The 14,120-nt window shown below is 65.7% G+C and carries 18 protein-coding genes; 10 read left to right on the forward strand and 8 right to left on the reverse strand.

What is annotated here, in order from left to right; all coding sequences use genetic code 11:
* Nucleotides 1–38 precede the first annotated feature (38 nt).
* The gene (locus tag VI340_RS11905) at nt 39–569 is read left to right on the forward strand and encodes a hypothetical protein (RefSeq protein WP_336358411.1); all 531 of its coding nucleotides are present in this window, start codon (nt 39–41) and stop codon (nt 567–569) included.
* 33 nt (nt 570–602) lie between these two features.
* On the opposite strand, the gene VI340_RS11910 is transcribed toward VI340_RS11905, so the two are convergent.
* The gene (locus VI340_RS11910; protein ID WP_008308060.1) at nt 603–1,646 is read right to left on the reverse strand and encodes a DUF4350 domain-containing protein; all 1,044 of its coding nucleotides are present in this window, start codon (nt 1,644–1,646) and stop codon (nt 603–605) included.
* Nucleotides 1,639–2,598, reverse strand: a complete 960-nt coding sequence (locus tag VI340_RS11915; protein WP_336328955.1) for a S49 family peptidase — start codon at nt 2,596–2,598, stop codon at nt 1,639–1,641. The genes VI340_RS11910 and VI340_RS11915 overlap by 8 nt, the downstream gene beginning before the upstream one ends.
* Before the next feature lie 127 nt (nt 2,599–2,725).
* Here VI340_RS11915 and VI340_RS11920 point away from each other — a divergent pair, with 127 nt between their 5' ends.
* The 4 genes from VI340_RS11920 to VI340_RS11935 all read left to right on the forward strand — a co-directional run bounded on the left by VI340_RS11920 (nt 2,726) and on the right by VI340_RS11935 (nt 5,906).
* Nucleotides 2,726–3,610: an aldo/keto reductase gene (locus tag VI340_RS11920; RefSeq protein ID WP_336328954.1), complete on the forward strand. Its 885-nt coding sequence runs from the start codon at nt 2,726–2,728 to the stop codon at nt 3,608–3,610.
* On the forward strand, nt 3,607–4,338 hold the full coding sequence (locus VI340_RS11925) for a class I SAM-dependent methyltransferase (RefSeq protein ID WP_336329289.1): 732 nt from the start codon (nt 3,607–3,609) through the stop codon (nt 4,336–4,338). The genes VI340_RS11920 and VI340_RS11925 overlap by 4 nt, the downstream gene beginning before the upstream one ends.
* Nucleotides 4,339–4,706: 368 nt before the next feature.
* Nucleotides 4,707–5,033 (forward strand): cupin domain-containing protein, encoded by a 327-nt coding sequence (locus VI340_RS11930; protein ID WP_008308055.1) that lies wholly within the window; start codon nt 4,707–4,709, stop codon nt 5,031–5,033.
* Between the two features lie 78 nt (nt 5,034–5,111).
* Nucleotides 5,112–5,906: an HpcH/HpaI aldolase family protein gene (locus VI340_RS11935; RefSeq protein WP_008308054.1), complete on the forward strand. Its 795-nt coding sequence runs from the start codon at nt 5,112–5,114 to the stop codon at nt 5,904–5,906.
* A gap of 25 nt (nt 5,907–5,931) precedes the next feature.
* On the opposite strand, the gene VI340_RS11940 is transcribed toward VI340_RS11935, so the two are convergent.
* Nucleotides 5,932–6,951, reverse strand: coding sequence for a transcription initiation factor IIB (locus tag VI340_RS11940; RefSeq protein ID WP_008308052.1), 1,020 nt, complete (start codon nt 6,949–6,951; stop codon nt 5,932–5,934).
* A 217-nt stretch (nt 6,952–7,168) separates the two neighbouring features.
* A complete protein-coding gene (locus VI340_RS11945; protein WP_336358412.1) occupies nt 7,169–7,954 on the reverse strand; it encodes a helix-turn-helix domain-containing protein in 786 nt (261 codons plus the stop codon).
* A gap of 95 nt (nt 7,955–8,049) precedes the next feature.
* On the opposite strand from VI340_RS11945, the gene VI340_RS11950 reads away from it, so the two are divergent.
* Nucleotides 8,050–8,451 carry a hypothetical protein gene (locus VI340_RS11950; protein WP_008308049.1) on the forward strand — a complete coding sequence of 134 codons (402 nt, stop codon included), beginning with the start codon at nt 8,050–8,052 and terminating at the stop codon, nt 8,449–8,451.
* Between the two features lie 65 nt (nt 8,452–8,516).
* Here the strand turns inward: VI340_RS11950 and VI340_RS11955 are convergent, their stop codons facing one another.
* Nucleotides 8,517–9,479, reverse strand: a complete 963-nt coding sequence (locus tag VI340_RS11955; RefSeq protein WP_008308046.1) for a C-terminal binding protein — start codon at nt 9,477–9,479, stop codon at nt 8,517–8,519.
* A 164-nt stretch (nt 9,480–9,643) separates the two neighbouring features.
* Here VI340_RS11955 and VI340_RS11960 point away from each other — a divergent pair, with 164 nt between their 5' ends.
* Nucleotides 9,644–9,916, forward strand: a complete 273-nt coding sequence (locus VI340_RS11960; RefSeq protein ID WP_008308044.1) for a ubiquitin-like small modifier protein 1 — start codon at nt 9,644–9,646, stop codon at nt 9,914–9,916.
* 30 nt (nt 9,917–9,946) lie between these two features.
* Here VI340_RS11960 and VI340_RS11965 read toward each other — a convergent pair whose 3' ends face one another.
* Nucleotides 9,947–10,348, reverse strand: a complete 402-nt coding sequence (locus VI340_RS11965; protein ID WP_008308042.1) for a MoaD/ThiS family protein — start codon at nt 10,346–10,348, stop codon at nt 9,947–9,949.
* Nucleotides 10,349–10,439: 91 nt separating this feature from the next.
* Between VI340_RS11965 and VI340_RS11970 the strand changes: the two genes are divergently transcribed.
* From VI340_RS11970 to VI340_RS11980, 3 genes are all read left to right on the forward strand, one after another.
* Nucleotides 10,440–10,808, forward strand: a complete 369-nt coding sequence (locus VI340_RS11970) for a hypothetical protein (protein WP_336358413.1) — start codon at nt 10,440–10,442, stop codon at nt 10,806–10,808.
* 107 nt (nt 10,809–10,915) lie between these two features.
* On the forward strand, nt 10,916–11,170 hold the full coding sequence (locus VI340_RS11975) for a hypothetical protein (protein ID WP_004958362.1): 255 nt from the start codon (nt 10,916–10,918) through the stop codon (nt 11,168–11,170).
* Between the two features lie 10 nt (nt 11,171–11,180).
* Nucleotides 11,181–11,549: a hypothetical protein gene (locus VI340_RS11980; RefSeq protein WP_336358414.1), complete on the forward strand. Its 369-nt coding sequence runs from the start codon at nt 11,181–11,183 to the stop codon at nt 11,547–11,549.
* Here VI340_RS11980 and VI340_RS11985 read toward each other — a convergent pair.
* Both VI340_RS11985 and VI340_RS11990 read right to left on the reverse strand, forming a co-directional pair.
* Nucleotides 11,533–11,898, reverse strand: a complete 366-nt coding sequence (locus tag VI340_RS11985; RefSeq protein WP_008308036.1) for a hypothetical protein — start codon at nt 11,896–11,898, stop codon at nt 11,533–11,535. The genes VI340_RS11980 and VI340_RS11985 overlap by 17 nt on opposite strands.
* 36 nt (nt 11,899–11,934) lie before the next feature.
* Complete coding sequence (locus VI340_RS11990; protein ID WP_008308035.1) at nt 11,935–13,881, reverse strand: aldehyde ferredoxin oxidoreductase family protein; 1,947 nt, start codon at nt 13,879–13,881, stop codon at nt 11,935–11,937.
* Nucleotides 13,882–14,120: the final 239 nt, after the last annotated feature.

Here is a 14,120-nt window from a genome sequence, read left to right on the forward strand (position 1 = left end):
GAGCAACGCTTTTGCGCACGCCAGCCCACAATCCGACAATGCGTCGCATCTACGACTCGGGGGCGCTCCACCGCGACGACGACGAGCCACAGGCACCCACTGAGCGCGGGGCACGGCCACAGGCCGCACGCAGTATCGACGGCGGGGCCTGGAGCGACCGTCTGGTGCCGACGTGGCTCCGCTATCGCGCCGTCTCGGTCGACATCGAGGTACCACAGACGGAGTATCCGGCGGGAACCGAGGTGCCGTTCGTCGTGACGATGCAGAACGCGCTTCCGGTGCCGATAACGCTCCCGACGGACTCGCCGCGGCCGTGGACGTGGTACGTCGACGGGGTGCCCGAGGCGTCCCACGTCGACAGCGTGCCCAGCGAGGACGGCAGTCTCCGGTTCGACCGCGGCGAGCGGAAGCAGTTCAGACGTCGGTGGGACCGGATGTTCCGGGTCAGCGACGACGAGTGGGAGCCTGCATCGGCCGGGGAGTACACTATCGGCGCCGGGCTGAGCGTGGCCGACGCTGGCGAGCGTGGCCTGTACAGCGAGATGACAGTCAGCATTCGCGATCAGTAACGACGCGAGCAATCGCGCACCGGACGACGCGGATCAGGATTCGGCAGGGATCGGCGCAGGTGTGGGAGTCGGCTCTGCCGGTGTTTCAGTCGGGGTTACAGCTTCCTCGTCTGTCCCGAAGCCGCCACCGAAGGCACCCCCGGCATTCGGGTCGGGTGCTTCACCGTCGAGCAGGAACGAAAGCAGGTTCCCGATGAACACCTCGTTGTCGGCGTCGTATATCTCGGAACTCCGGATGAACGTCGAGTCGGTGACAAACACCATGTTGTCGTTGCGGACGACTGTCGCGTACGTGCCGGTGCGGCGCGTCTCCAGCGTTCGGGTGCCCTCGGCAGCGGTGAACTTCGTCTCGGCATCGCCGTTCACCACCGCGTAGCCGGCGGTGTCGAACGTGATCGTCTCGACACCGTCGGTCAGTTCGCCGTCGTCGCTCGGCGACGCGTAGATGGCCTTGAAGTTGTTGTCGTTGGCCTCGTCGTCGACGTTGTACAGCTGTTCGGCACCCATCCGGACGCCGTATCGCTCGGTGGCGTTGTTGGCCCCGAACGACACCGTCGTCGTCGACTGGGTGAACCCGGTCGACAGGCGCGTCTGTGTCGGTTCGGCCAGGACGACGACACGCCCGCCGTCGTCCGTGTACTCCTGTAGCGCTTCGCGTTCCGCTTGCGAGTAGCTCCCGAGCGGTTGGACGATGAGCACACCGTCGTACTGGCCCAGTGAATCGGCGAACGAGGCGGTGCCGGACGTGCCGTACTCGATGCTGTGGCCCGCCTCGAACACCGCCTCGGTGATCGGTTCGAGTTCCGATTCGGACACCTGATTGCCGTGGCTCGTGTCGACGAGTATTCGCTTGTCACTCGCCTCGGAGTCGACCGATATTTCCCCGTCTTCGGGGTCGACAGGCGCGTTGACGGCGTCGGGCTGGTACTGCGACGGCGACTGGCCGTCGATCGACTGCCCGTCCGGCGGACCGGACGACCCCGGGTTAGCGACTGCGAGGAGGAACGTCCCGCCCAGTATCGCCACGAGAACGACGATAAACACGGCGAGCGGCTTGACGATACGGCCCTCAGTCATTGCGGATCACCGTTGCGTTGTTGTCCTCGGCGGGGATTCCCCAGACGGCGTAGTACTTCACCGGCTCCCGGAACGTCGTCTCGCTGTCGTCGGGATGGACGAGATAGGTCACGTTGTTCGCGCCCTGTACGGTTTCAGCGCCGGCAGGGACGATGATGGCGTTGAATTGGGCACCGCCGCTTCCCAGATACGCCACGTCGTACCCGTCGCCCTCGATGTCGTTCGAGAGCGCGGCGGCCCGCTCGATGGCCAGTTCGGAGTCACCGATGCGGTCGGCGAAGCCGTTCTCGGTCGCCTGTGCGCCGAGGTACGTGCCCCCGTTGGCGACTTCCTCGCGGGAGACCGCCAGTTGCTCGCCGCGGTGGCGCATGACCGTCCCGACGAAGGACCGCTGGAGCACCTCGATGTCCTCGCGGAGACCGTCCTTGCTTATCTGGGCCTTGTCCGGACCCGAGCGGACGAACGTCTCGCCCTGCTGTTCGGTCTGCTCGATGAGGCTCAGCGGGGCCTGGACGATGACGCCGATACTGCCGACGTTCGAACTCGGCTTGACCACGATCTCGTCGGCCGGAGCGATGCCGTAGTAGCCGCCCGAGGCGGCCGTGCCCTCGACGTAGGCGACGACGGGCATCTCGCTGGCGGTCCGGTTCACGGCGAGGTAGAACTCCTCGCTCGAGTCGACCGGCCCGCCGGGGCTGTCGACCCGGAGGACGACTGCCTCGATTGATCCGTTGTTCCGTGCTTCGCGGAGGTCCTGCGTGACGGCGTTGACGTTAGCGTCGGTTGTGCCGCCGCGAAGGGTGACGACGGCGACGCTCGGGTCGTCGTCGCCACCGCTTGGCACGCCGTTCCAGATGACCGGCGCGAATATCGCGGCGACGACGAGGGCGAGCGTGACTGCGATCACGTACGACGCCGTCATCGCCGAGAACAGTTGTTCTCTCCCAAACATCTATACATCCCGTTCGGACTGCGGGAGTAATAAACCCCGGTCGGCGTCCCCTGTCGCGGTCTGCCGCACTGGACAGGCTGAGAGAGCAGCAACCAACGGTTATTGGGCTCCGGGTCGTGCAACCGGTATGGAAACCCGAGCACTGGGCGACACTGGGCAGGAGAGCACGGTGCTGACGTTCGGCTCGATAGCACTCAACTGGCTCGAACAGGCGGGGGCGAACCAGCTGGTCGAACTTGTACTCGACCACGGCGTCAACCACTTCGACGTGGCACCGACCTACGGCGACGCGGAGCTGAAACTGGGGCCGAAGCTCCGTCAGTACCGCGAGGAGGTCTTCCTGGGCTGCAAGACCCAGGAGCGCGAGTACGAGGGGGCAGCCCGGAAGATCGACCGCTCGCTGAACCGCCTCGGCATCGACACCATCGACCTCTACCAGATTCACGGCCTGGAGTACGAGGAGGAACTGGACACGATCACCGCCGACGGCGGCGCGCTGGACGCGATACGCGAGGCGAAAGACGACGGGAAAATCGACCACATCGGGCTGACGAGCCACGGTAATCCCGAACTCATCCTGGACGCCATCGACCGCATCGACGACCTGGAGACGGTGATGTTCCCACTGAACCCCGTCGTCGCCGGCAAGGACGGCGACGAGTACGACTACGAGGCCGTGCTGGACCGCTGTGAGGCGGAGGGCATCGGCACGCTGGGCATCAAGGCGTTCGCGAAGGGGTCGTGGCCGCCGACCGACGAACTGGCCGAGGCCGACCGCCCGTACGCGAACTGGTACGAGCCGGTCGACACGCCGGAAGTCATCCGTGAACGGTTCGACTTCGCCGCCGCCCAGGGCCTCGATACCGTCGTCAGCCCCGGCGACCCGAAGCTCGTGGCGATGGTGCTCGACGCCGCCAGCCGCTCGGAGGGGATGGACGAGGCCCGCCAGCGCGCGCTCATCGAGGAGGCGCGCCACGACGACAGCCCGGTGCCCGAGCAACTGCACCACTGAGCGTGGACGGCGTTCCGGAGACGGTGACGGCCGCCCTCGCCGACCGGCAGGTCGAAGGCCAGGTCTGTCTTGAGGCGGGGGCCGGCGTCGGGAACACGACGGCCGGACTGCTGGCCGCGGGCGCGAAGCGGGTGTACGCGGTGACGAACGACGCCGACCACGCCGCGACGGTCCGCGAGCGCGTCGGCGACGGGAACGCCGACCGCCTCGTGGTCATCGAGGCCGACCTCCGGGCGACGCCGCTTGGGACCGGCAGCGTCGACCTCGTCACCGCCCACGGGCTCTGTAACGTCCTGCCGCCTGCCGACCTGGACGCCGTCGCGGCCGAACTGGCACGGGTGGCGAAACCCGGTGGGCGTCTCGTCGTCGACGACTACGCGGTGCCACCCACCGACGGGGCTGTCAACCGGCTGTTCGCGCTTGAGAACGCCGCCGCGCGGGTGGTCGACGGCCGGCCGGCGCTGACGTTCTACCCCGTCGCCGTGCTGGCTGCGGTGTTTGCCGATCACGGCTGGACTGTCGAACGCCGAAAGACGCTGCTCGACCCCGTTCCCTGGACCGAGGCGCATCTGGACGCCCACGCCGACGTGGTGCGTGGATACGCAGACGAGCTTCCGGACGTGATTGGGGAACCGCTGGCCGCGATAGCTGCTGACCTCGTGTCTGCTATCGGCTCCGAGCGAACCGGGACGATGTACAGTCTCGCCTTCCGGCTAGTAGATGTGTGAGACGTTTGGAGACACTGCAGCGCGAGTGCGTAGTCTAACAGCCAGAAAGCCCCGGCTGGCTGAACTCGGGGGACTCGCTGCGGTCCTCGCTCGCTCCGCTCACTGTGGTCCTTACGTCGTCCGCCGTCGTTCAGCCAGCCGCCCCTTTCAGTCCCACCTCGTAGCTGTTTGGCCAGCCGGCAGGGATGGGACTGAAAGGGGCCGCGTTCTCAGCGAACCCCGACGACGCAAGCATCTACTGGAGCGCAGCGAGTCGCGGGAGCTGAGAACGCGGGGGCTTTCTGGTTGTTCAATCACGCAACCACACAAACAGATGCAACTTTTCCTAGCAACCGAACGGCTAAGGACGCCCCGGCCCACGGGCAAATATGACGCTCGACCGCTTGTCCGAGTTCGACGCCGAACCGGAAGAGGGCGAAGTCATCGACGGGGAACTGGCAGTGACCGACGACGTGCTGGTGAAGGCGTTCGCGCTGGGGCCGGACGCGACAATCGACCCGCACGAACACGATGACGCGACGAACGTGTTCCACGTCGTCCGCGGCGAGGTGACGGTCCAGCAGGAGGAGAGAGAGGAAGCCATCGCCGCGCCGGGGGTCGTGCTGAACGAGCGGGGGCAGGCCCACGGCGCGCACAATCACACCGATGGCGTCGTCGTGCTGACCGCGAGCCTCTGTCCGCTGCCGGGACAGTAAGGGGCCGCTGTCGGGATACCAGAACTGACCGGCCGTTTCCGCACCACGCTTATCGGTGTTGCAGTTCACTGACAAGACATGGCCGAACCACTGCCGACGAACGGACTCCGCAAGACAGTCGATAGCGGCGGCGTCGCGCTGGGCGTCCTCGATAACACATACAGCCCGACACTGGTAGAGTTCTACGGCGACCTCGGGGTCGATTTCATCTGGCTCGACTTCGAGCACGGCGGGCCGGACCCGTGGGACGCGGCGACAGTCGAGAACCTCCTGCGGGCGGCCGACGGCACCGGGACGGAGCTACTGGTCCGCCTGCCGGATACATCCCCGACGCTGGTGCGGAAGGCGCTGGACCTGGGGGTCAAGAACGTCTTCCTGCCGCGGGTCGAAACTGCCGAGGAGGTGCGCGAAGCGGTTAAATCCGGCCGGTTCCGGTACGACGGCGACCCGGGCGACCGGGGACTGGCCGCGCCCCGAGCGCGCCGCTGGGGCCTGGGCGAGAACTACATCGAGGCCTCGGACGAGGAGACGCTGGTCGGGACCACAATCGAGACGAAGGAGGCCGTCGACAATATTGACGCGATTCTGGACGTACCTGAACTCGGTTTCGTGTTCATCGGGCCGTTCGACCTGTCGGTGTCGCTCGGTTATCCCGGCGAAATCGAGCATCCGGAGGTGCAGGAGGCGGTGGAGACGGTCCGCTCGGCGGCAGTGGAAGCGGACGTCACCGTCGGCGGCCTCGGGTTCGGGATGGACGACGTGAACGAGAAGGCCGAATCGGGGTACCAGATACTGCACGTCGGGAGCACGACCGGCGCGATAGAGAGCGTCGTCCGCGGATGGCTGGACGATTTCGAGGGACAGCGGGGCTAAGAGAAGATTGGGGTTCCGTGACGGCTTAGGCGCTTGCGCCGGACTCGGCACCGCTCGTCGCGTCGACGGCGCTGTCGTCGAGTTCCGCTTCGGCTTCGAGCAGTTCGCGGTAGCGCTCGCGGATGGTCACGGTGCTGATGTCCGTGGCCTCGCTGACGGTTTCCTGGGTCATCTCCTCGCCCAGTAGCAGGCCGGCGGCGTAGATGGCCGCGGCGGCGAGGCCGACGGGGCTCTTGCCGCTGTGGACGTTCGCTTCCTTCCCCGCTTCGATGAGGGCGCGGGCCTGGCGTTCGAGGGCGTCGTCGGCGTCGAGTTCGGAGATGAACTTGCTGAGGTAGGTCGCGGGGTCCGGCGGGCCGACCTGCAAGGAGAGTTCCCGGTTGAGATAGCGGTACGCACGGGTGAACTCCATCTCATCGACGCGGCTGACGACGGCCATATCGTCGAGCGTCTGCGGGAGGTTCGACTGTCTGATTGCGGCGTACAGCGCGGCAGTCGCCATCCCTTCGATGGAGCGGCCGGGAAGCATCCCCTCATCGAGGGCGCGGCGGTAGATGACGCTGGCCGTCTCGCGGGCGCTCTCGGGGACGCCGAGGGCGCTCCCCATCCGGTCGATCTCGCCCAGCGCCTGCTTGAGGTTTCGCTCGGCGTGGTCGCGGGTTCGGAACCGCTCGTCCCAGGTCCGCAGGCGCTGCATCTTCTCGCGCTGGCGCGTCGACAGGGAGTTGCCGTAGGCGTCCTTGTTCTGCCAGCCGATGTTGGTCGACAGGCCCTTGTCGTGTTTCATCTCCGTCGTCGGGGCACCGACGCGGCGCTTGTTGTCGCGCTCCTGGCTGTCGAAGGCGCGCCACTCCGGTCCGTGGTCAATCTCGTCCTCGTCGACGACGAGGCCGCAGGATTCACAGACCGTCTCGCCGCGACTGTCGTCGGTGACGAGGCTCCCGCCACAGTCCGGGCAGGCGTGGCCGGTGCTCGCCTCGGACTCGGCCTGTTCGTCCACACTGTCACCGCGTTCGTCGGGGGAATAGATGCTGCGTGTCGTCATAGTGTGCCTCTGCGAGCGCGTGGGACGCCCGCGGTCGTACCCAATTATAGGGGTGCATCCCCCATGACGACTCGTTTGGCACACGCCGAACTTTGGACAGTCGGTGAGTTGTGTGAGATGTTCTACTGCAGTCCGGGACTCTGTTCCCGCTCTGAACCGCTGTGGACGGGGTGATACGCCCCGGTCCGATTCAGGAGCCAGAATGTGACGGCGACGACTACACGCCGGAGCGACCGATGCGGAGCCGTCCGCCCTCGGCGACGTCTTCGTCGGCCTGAACCGGCCCCATCGACCGCGTGACGAACGACCGGACGATCCACGCTTCGGCCCGCTGGAGGCGGTACTGGAGCGTCGACCGCGACACGTCGAGCGTCTCGGCGAGGTCGGTGAGCGAAGTGTCCCGCGGCGTCCGGTAGTAGCCGTGTTTGACGGCAGCCTCGACGGCGGCCTGTTGCTCCGGCGGGAGCTCCGCCAGTGTCACGGCCTCGTCGACCCAGTACGAGGGCGAGCTAAGCTGCCGGAACTCGACGGTGAGCCCTTCGCGGAGTTCGGATTCCATCTCCTCGAACAGCCCGTCGACGCCGGCGTCGCTGCACAGGAGCAGCCGCCACTCACACCGGCTCCCACGGCGTTCGGTCTCGACGAGGACGCCGCGGCCGACGTGGTCGATGGCCAGCCGCGGAATCGAGTGACAGTCACCCGCTTCGGAACGGTAGCTGTACACCGTCCGGGCCCCGGGGTCCGAGCCGATGACCTCGTACGTCCAGTCGGTCTTGCAGTTGCGGGTCCCGATGCACTCGGTACACTGGACCGGGTCGTCGTACACGTCGTCAAGCTGTTCGAGGGCGGTCTCCGGGCCGGCGACCCGTTCGAGCCGCCACATCCCGTCTCGCGTGACGTTGCACGCGATAGTCCGGGAGTGGGTCTCCGGGTAGTCGATGAACACGTCCATCACGGGGTCGACGTTCCGCTCGTAGTCGATAGTGAAGATGAACTCTCGCATATACGTCCCGTTGCGCGTCGAGCGGCTTATACGCACTGTCTCATTCGGCGTATGCCAAACAAGCCGTGATTAACACGCAAGGCCACCGATAGAGTATGTCGTGTCCTCTCTCCTCATCTACTGGCGAGTCGCCCGGTGGCCCGGTCACCGGCGGCACGCCGGACGACTCTTCGTCACGCATTCGCGGATACGAACTGCCGGCACACAACTGGCGACACACCGTCCTCTACGGGGTGGTGTCTTGGGCGGTCGTGGCCGCTGCGTGGCTCGCCGTCCCGGCCGGCCACCCCTTCCAGTTGGGCGTCACGCTTTCGGGACTGTTTGCGGCCCCGCTATTGCCGGTCGCGCTCTGCTGTGATTACCGGCAGGCCAGGCGCGTCGGGACGTGTGACCCCGGGCTTCGCGCGTATCTCTCGAACCTCGTCCGAGATATCAAGACAGCAGTCACGGGTCAGAGCGCCCTCGGCGACCAGCGTCGGGAGTTCATCCGCTGCTGAGTCGGGGTAATACCACTCGCCGACAACCGTTTCGACGGTGTTAGCGGTCAACCCTGGCCGTATATTTACAGCCAGTCCGTCTCGGGGTCGATCCGGTTCGGTGGCGTCTCACCGGCCAGCGCGGCCTCGACGTTCGCAGCGACGGCGGCGTTGAGGTCGTCGCGGGCTTCCTCGGAGTACCACGCCGCGTGTGGCGTGACGATACAGTTGTCGAGGCCGACCAGCGGATGGGCAGCCGTCGGCGGCTCTTCGCCCAGTACGTCGAGGCCGGCGGCCGCAATCGTCCCGTCGTCCAACGCCGCCCGAAGCGCTCTCTCGTCGACGAGGCCGCCGCGGCCGGTGTTGACGAGGACGGCGTGGTCGCGCATCGCCGCGAGCGCGTCAGCGTCTATCATCTCCGCCGTGCTCTCGGTCAACGGCGCGTGGAGGGAGACGTAGTCGGCCCGCTCGTATAGCGTCCCCAGCGTGACTTTCTCGACATCGGCTTCGGCCATCTCCTCGGCGTCGACGTACGGGTCGTACGCGATGACGTCGATGTCGAACCCTCGCAGTTGGTCGCGCACTCGCCGCGCGATGGGGCCGAAGGAGACGAGGCCGAGCGTCCGGTCGCGGACGCGATGGACCGGGCGGGTCCGCTCCCAGCCCCACCCGCCGTCGCGAACATCGCGGTCGTAGGCCGTGAGCGTCCGAACGCAGTCGAGCAGGAGCGTCACCGTGTGGGTCGCGACCTCGTCCGTGCAGTACTCAGGGACGTTCGTGACGGTCACGCCGTTGTCCGCCGCCGCGGACACGTCGATGTTGTCGATACCGACACCCGCTCGCGCGACGATCTGAAGGTCGTCCAGCGCGTCGAGCACCGCGGCGGTGACCGGCGTGTTCACGTCCACGACGAGCGCCGCTGCACCGGCGGCAGCGTCCCGGACCGCGTCCTCGTCATCTGTCTCCGCGACGACGACATCGGCGTCGAGTTCCGCCCGCAGTCGGTCGACAGCTATCATCGGGTCATCGCTTGCGACCACACGTTCCATACGCGGAGTCATGGGCTGGGACGCTAAAACGGGTCGAAGTCGTTCCCATCGGATAGGAATTCGAGGTCCATGATCGATTGAATACAACGAATAAATCAGTTGCTCGTTCGATTCACGCGGTCCGAGCGCTGTGATTTAAGCCACTCGACCGCCAACCCAGCGGTATGCAAATCGAGCTGCGGTTTTTCGCCAACTTCCGGGAAGCCGTGGGGCAGAAAACGGTTCAGCGTGAGTACGAGAGCGGCCTCCAGGCGGGTGACGTGCTCCGGCAGCTCTCCGAGGAGTACACCGAGATGGACCTGTTCGAGGACGGCGAACTGCGGGAGTACCTGACGATTCTCCGGAACGGAACGGATATTGCCCATCTCGACGGGCTGGAGACCGCGCTGGAGGACGGGGACGAGCTCAGCGTGTTCCCGCCAGTCGCCGGGGGGTAGCTCGGTCCGGCGGAGCAGGCGGGACTCGAATCAGCAGCAGAAGATGAACGGGAACATCAGCCCGACGCGGTCACCGGCTTCCAGTTCCGTATCCAGTCCGTCGAGGTGTTCGTTGAACTCGCCGTTGACCGTCACTCGCGCGTAGCATCTGGTCTGCTCGCCTTCGGGGTTTTTCGCCCAGTCGCCCGGCAGGTCCGCCATCTCCGGGGCCCAGCCCTCGGTGGTGGCGTCAGCTTCGGTTTCCGCGATGAGCATGTCGCTCACGTCGTACTCCCGGAAGAACGCGTCGAGGAAGTCACGCAGCGTGTCCCCTTCGAACGTGTACGACAGCGACGGTTCGCCGACGACCCGGCGAACGTGGCCGGTACACCTGACCTCGACAGTGGTCAGGTCCGGTGCTGACGACTGTCGCTCTACTGTCTCACTGCTCATACGTATTCTACAGCCCGCCGACACAAAGCAGTAGATGCGAACATGTTCGCCTATCGCTGGGATTTATTGGCCGCGAACTCTGTGTGGCGATATGGACGACATCGAACTGGGGATTCCGTCCGGGATTGTCGACTCGCTGCCGCCGGACAGCGAGGACACGAAACGCGACATGGAGCAGGCCGTCGGTGGCTGGGAGCGGGAACTCAACGCGGCCCTCGATTCCGAGGAGCCGGCCAGCGCCGTCGTCGACCACATCGAGCAGTTCGAGAGTCGGTGGGAGGCCTACGACGAGTACGTCGTCGAACTCCGGGCCTGGGGCCAGTCCCCCATCTACGCGATGGCCTGGCGCGACCTCCACGCCGCCGTCATCGCTCAGATTTACGACCACGCCGACCTAGACGAGCGCATCAGCCGCGAGCGAAACGCCCGCATCGTCGACGACGGCATCCGGCCAGGATAGAAGGTATCCGTCCGGGAGAGGTGGAGCCATCCGGGATAGCGCTGTTGTGGCAAACGAGCGCCGGACCGCCGATAGGTTTAGACGAGCGCACCCGTAACGACCACGTAATGGAGCGTGAACGGAGTTTTCGCGGCATCTCGGTGCGAGCCGCTATCGGCTATCTGGAGAACCTCGGCGGCGAGCAACGCGGCGAGGCGACCGTCGAAGGCGACGGCTGGGCGGCGACACTGTCGGAGGAGAAAGTCGCTATCGGGCCGAGCCTCCAGCTCAACGAGGTGACGATCCAGTTCGACGGCGACCCGGAGACGCTGGAGCCGCTCATCGAGAAGTTCGCACAGAAAGCGATGCGGGCGGGCGGCTGACCGGGGCGCGATGGCCGACCCGTCGTATCCCATCGAGGGGCAGATCGTCCTGCTGGCCGGTACGCAGGCCAGCGTCCCGCTCGATCGACTCCCCGACCTGCTCGGAAAGGTACAGACGTATCTCCGGGCGAACCGGGCGACCTACGACAGGGAGTACGAGCGCATCAGCGGCCCCAGAGAGGCCGATTACGTCTGCGCCGAGTCGGGCCACTGGGACAGTATCGGCACGAAACTCGGACTGAGCGACCGCGAGCGGGACGCGGTTCGGCGGGCCCACGCCACCCAGTTCGAGCGCGACGGCCGGCGGCTGGACAGAAGCGAGGAGTTCGAGACGACGCTGGAAATTAGAGACGTGCTAGCGGTCAGTTCCGAACCGTAATCGTCTCCAGCACGCGCTGGGAGAAGTCCGTCTCCGAGAGGTCGCCGTTTTCGAGGTCGTCGATCCATTCGCTGTCGACCGACCACTCGCCGAGTACGGTGTCGTCGAGGTCCGTCACGGTCGCCTCGATGTCGACCCCGGACCAGTCATCGGCGTGCAGATCCCGGAAGACGTTGATGACGCGGCCGATTTCCCGGTGGGGGATGACAGCCGCCTCGTCGGCCGAAATCGATTCGTAGGTGAGCCGGTACGTCTCGCCCTCGTCGTCGAACTCGGTGACGTAGACGCCGTGGCTGGTCAGTCGGGACTCTACCTGGAATTCGAAGTCGTCGATATCTTCCTTGCGCATTAGAGAACTGAAGTGTGTTCGGCGGTCAGTGCGAATTCAGTCGTCGCTCGGGGCCGCCGCGCCGCCGGAGCTGACGCCGGTTCCGGGGCCGATGTCGATGCCAAGTTCGTCGAGTTTCTCGTCGGGCACGACGCCGTCCTCCCAGTCACGCACCTCGTAGTACTCGTCTTTCATCTTCGAGAGCTCCGCGAGTTCCCCCTCGGAGCCGCCCTGTGCCGGCATCGCGTGCTCGTCGCCCTCGACGAACCGGTTGGGCAGGTCGTCGTCGGCTCCGTCGAAGCCGGCGAGGTTGTTGTAGTACCGTTCGAGGTTGTAGATGCGCTCGCCGGCTTCCATCAGTTCCTCCTCGCTCACGTCCAGCCCGGTCATGCCGTTGTACTGCAGGACGTACTCCTCGATACCTTCCGCGAAGGCGTTGAACTTGCAGATGTCGAAGGAGTCGCTGATGGCGTGGAGGTCCTGGAAGGTGGCACACAGTTCGCCTTTGCCCTCCCACTCTCGCGGATTGACCTTCTCTGGGATACCCAGGATTTCGGCTGCCGGCGTGTAGCCGCGCAGGTGACACGCCCCGCGGTTCGAGGTCGCGTACCCGATTGCCATTCCCTTCATGCACCGCGGGTCGTAGGCGGCCATGGTCTGGCCCTTGACAGCGAGAGAGTTGGTGTGGGCGTCGAACTCCTCGGCGAGGTGGTCCGGCCCCTCGGCGAGGTGGTCCGCAAGTTCCGTCTCGCGGTTGGCGATCATCTCGATCATGTCGATCATCGTGTCGGCGTCGCCCCAGTCCAGGCCGTCGCCGAGCTCGTCGAGCTTGCCCTCCTCGGTCATCTCCATCGCCATCGCCATGGTGTTGCCAACGTCGATGGTGTCGACGCCGACGTCGTTACACCGTTCGAGCATCACGGCGATCTTGTCGCGCTCGACGTGGCCGGAGTTCGGACCGAGCGCCCACGCGGACTCGTACTCGTAGGACTCCGTGCGGACGTTCATCTCCTCGCCCTTGTGCATCGCCTGCACCTCGACTTCCTTCTTGCAGGCGACCGGACAGGAGTGACAGGTCGGCTCGTCGACCAGGATGTTCTCCCGGACGTTTTCGCCGCTCACCTTCTCGGAGTCGATGATGCGTTCGCCGTCGCCCTCCGACTCGGACATCGATCGCGTCGAGGAGTACTTCGCGTTTTTCGTCGGGAGGCCGTCCATCTCCTCGGTGAGGTTCATCAGGACGTTCGTGCCGTACATCGAGAGGCCGCCCTCGTTGGGCGCGGTCACGTCGGACTCCTGAATGACCTGCATCGCCTGCTTGTGACCCTCCTGGAACGTCTCCTGGTCCTTCGGCTTGGGCATCCGGGTGCTGGACTTGACGACGACAGCCTTGAGGTTCTTGTTGCCCATCACGCAGCCGGTGCCGCCGCGGCCCGACGCGCGGTCGTCCTCGTTGATGATACAGGCGTACTTGACCTCGTTTTCACCGCCCTGTCCGATGGCCATCACCGAGAGGTTCTTGCCCAGCGAGCCGCCCTCGATTTCGCCTTCGAGGTCGTCGATGGTGTCGTGGACGCCCTGCCCCCAGAGGTGCGAGGCGTCGCGCAGTTCCACTTCGCCGTCTTCGACGAGCGCATACACCGGCTCGTCGGCCTGGCCCTCGAACAGCAGTCCGTCGAAGCCCGACCATTTCAGCCGCGCTCCGGACCAGCCGCCGTGGTGGGAGTCAGTGACCGTCCCCGTCAGCGGCGACTTCGTACAGATGGCGATCCGGCCGCTCATCGTCACCTGTGTCCCCGTCAGCGGCCCGTTCATGAACGCCAGCAGGTTATCCGGACCCAGCGGGTCCACGTCCGGTCCCTGATCGAAGACGTACTTCACGCCGAGCCCGCGTGCACCGATGTACTTTTTCGCGTCTTCCTCGTCGATACCTTCGTAGGCTACGTCCCCGTCCCCGAGGTCGATTCGCGCCACATGGTCCTGAAAGCCACCAAGGTCTGTCATGGTAATACATGACTCTCCGGCTGGGAACAACTTAACGATTTGTGTTGCTAAACCACAGATATCCGACGTTTTCAGCGGTCGCGTCCCTGCGTGAGCGGGTCACATCCGCGAGTCTGGTCCGAACCGTTTAAGACTCCGAACGGCAAACTCCGGGTAACTCGCTGGACGACGGGCACCAGCGGGCACCTGCGTGTGCAGGTCGGGATGTGAGTCGCGTCGAGCGCGACTTGAACCACGCA

This window comes from Haloarcula sp. CGMCC 1.6347 (assembly GCF_037078395.1).
In the GTDB taxonomy this organism is placed as follows: Archaea; Halobacteriota; Halobacteria; order Halobacteriales; family Haloarculaceae; genus Haloarcula; species Haloarcula amylolytica.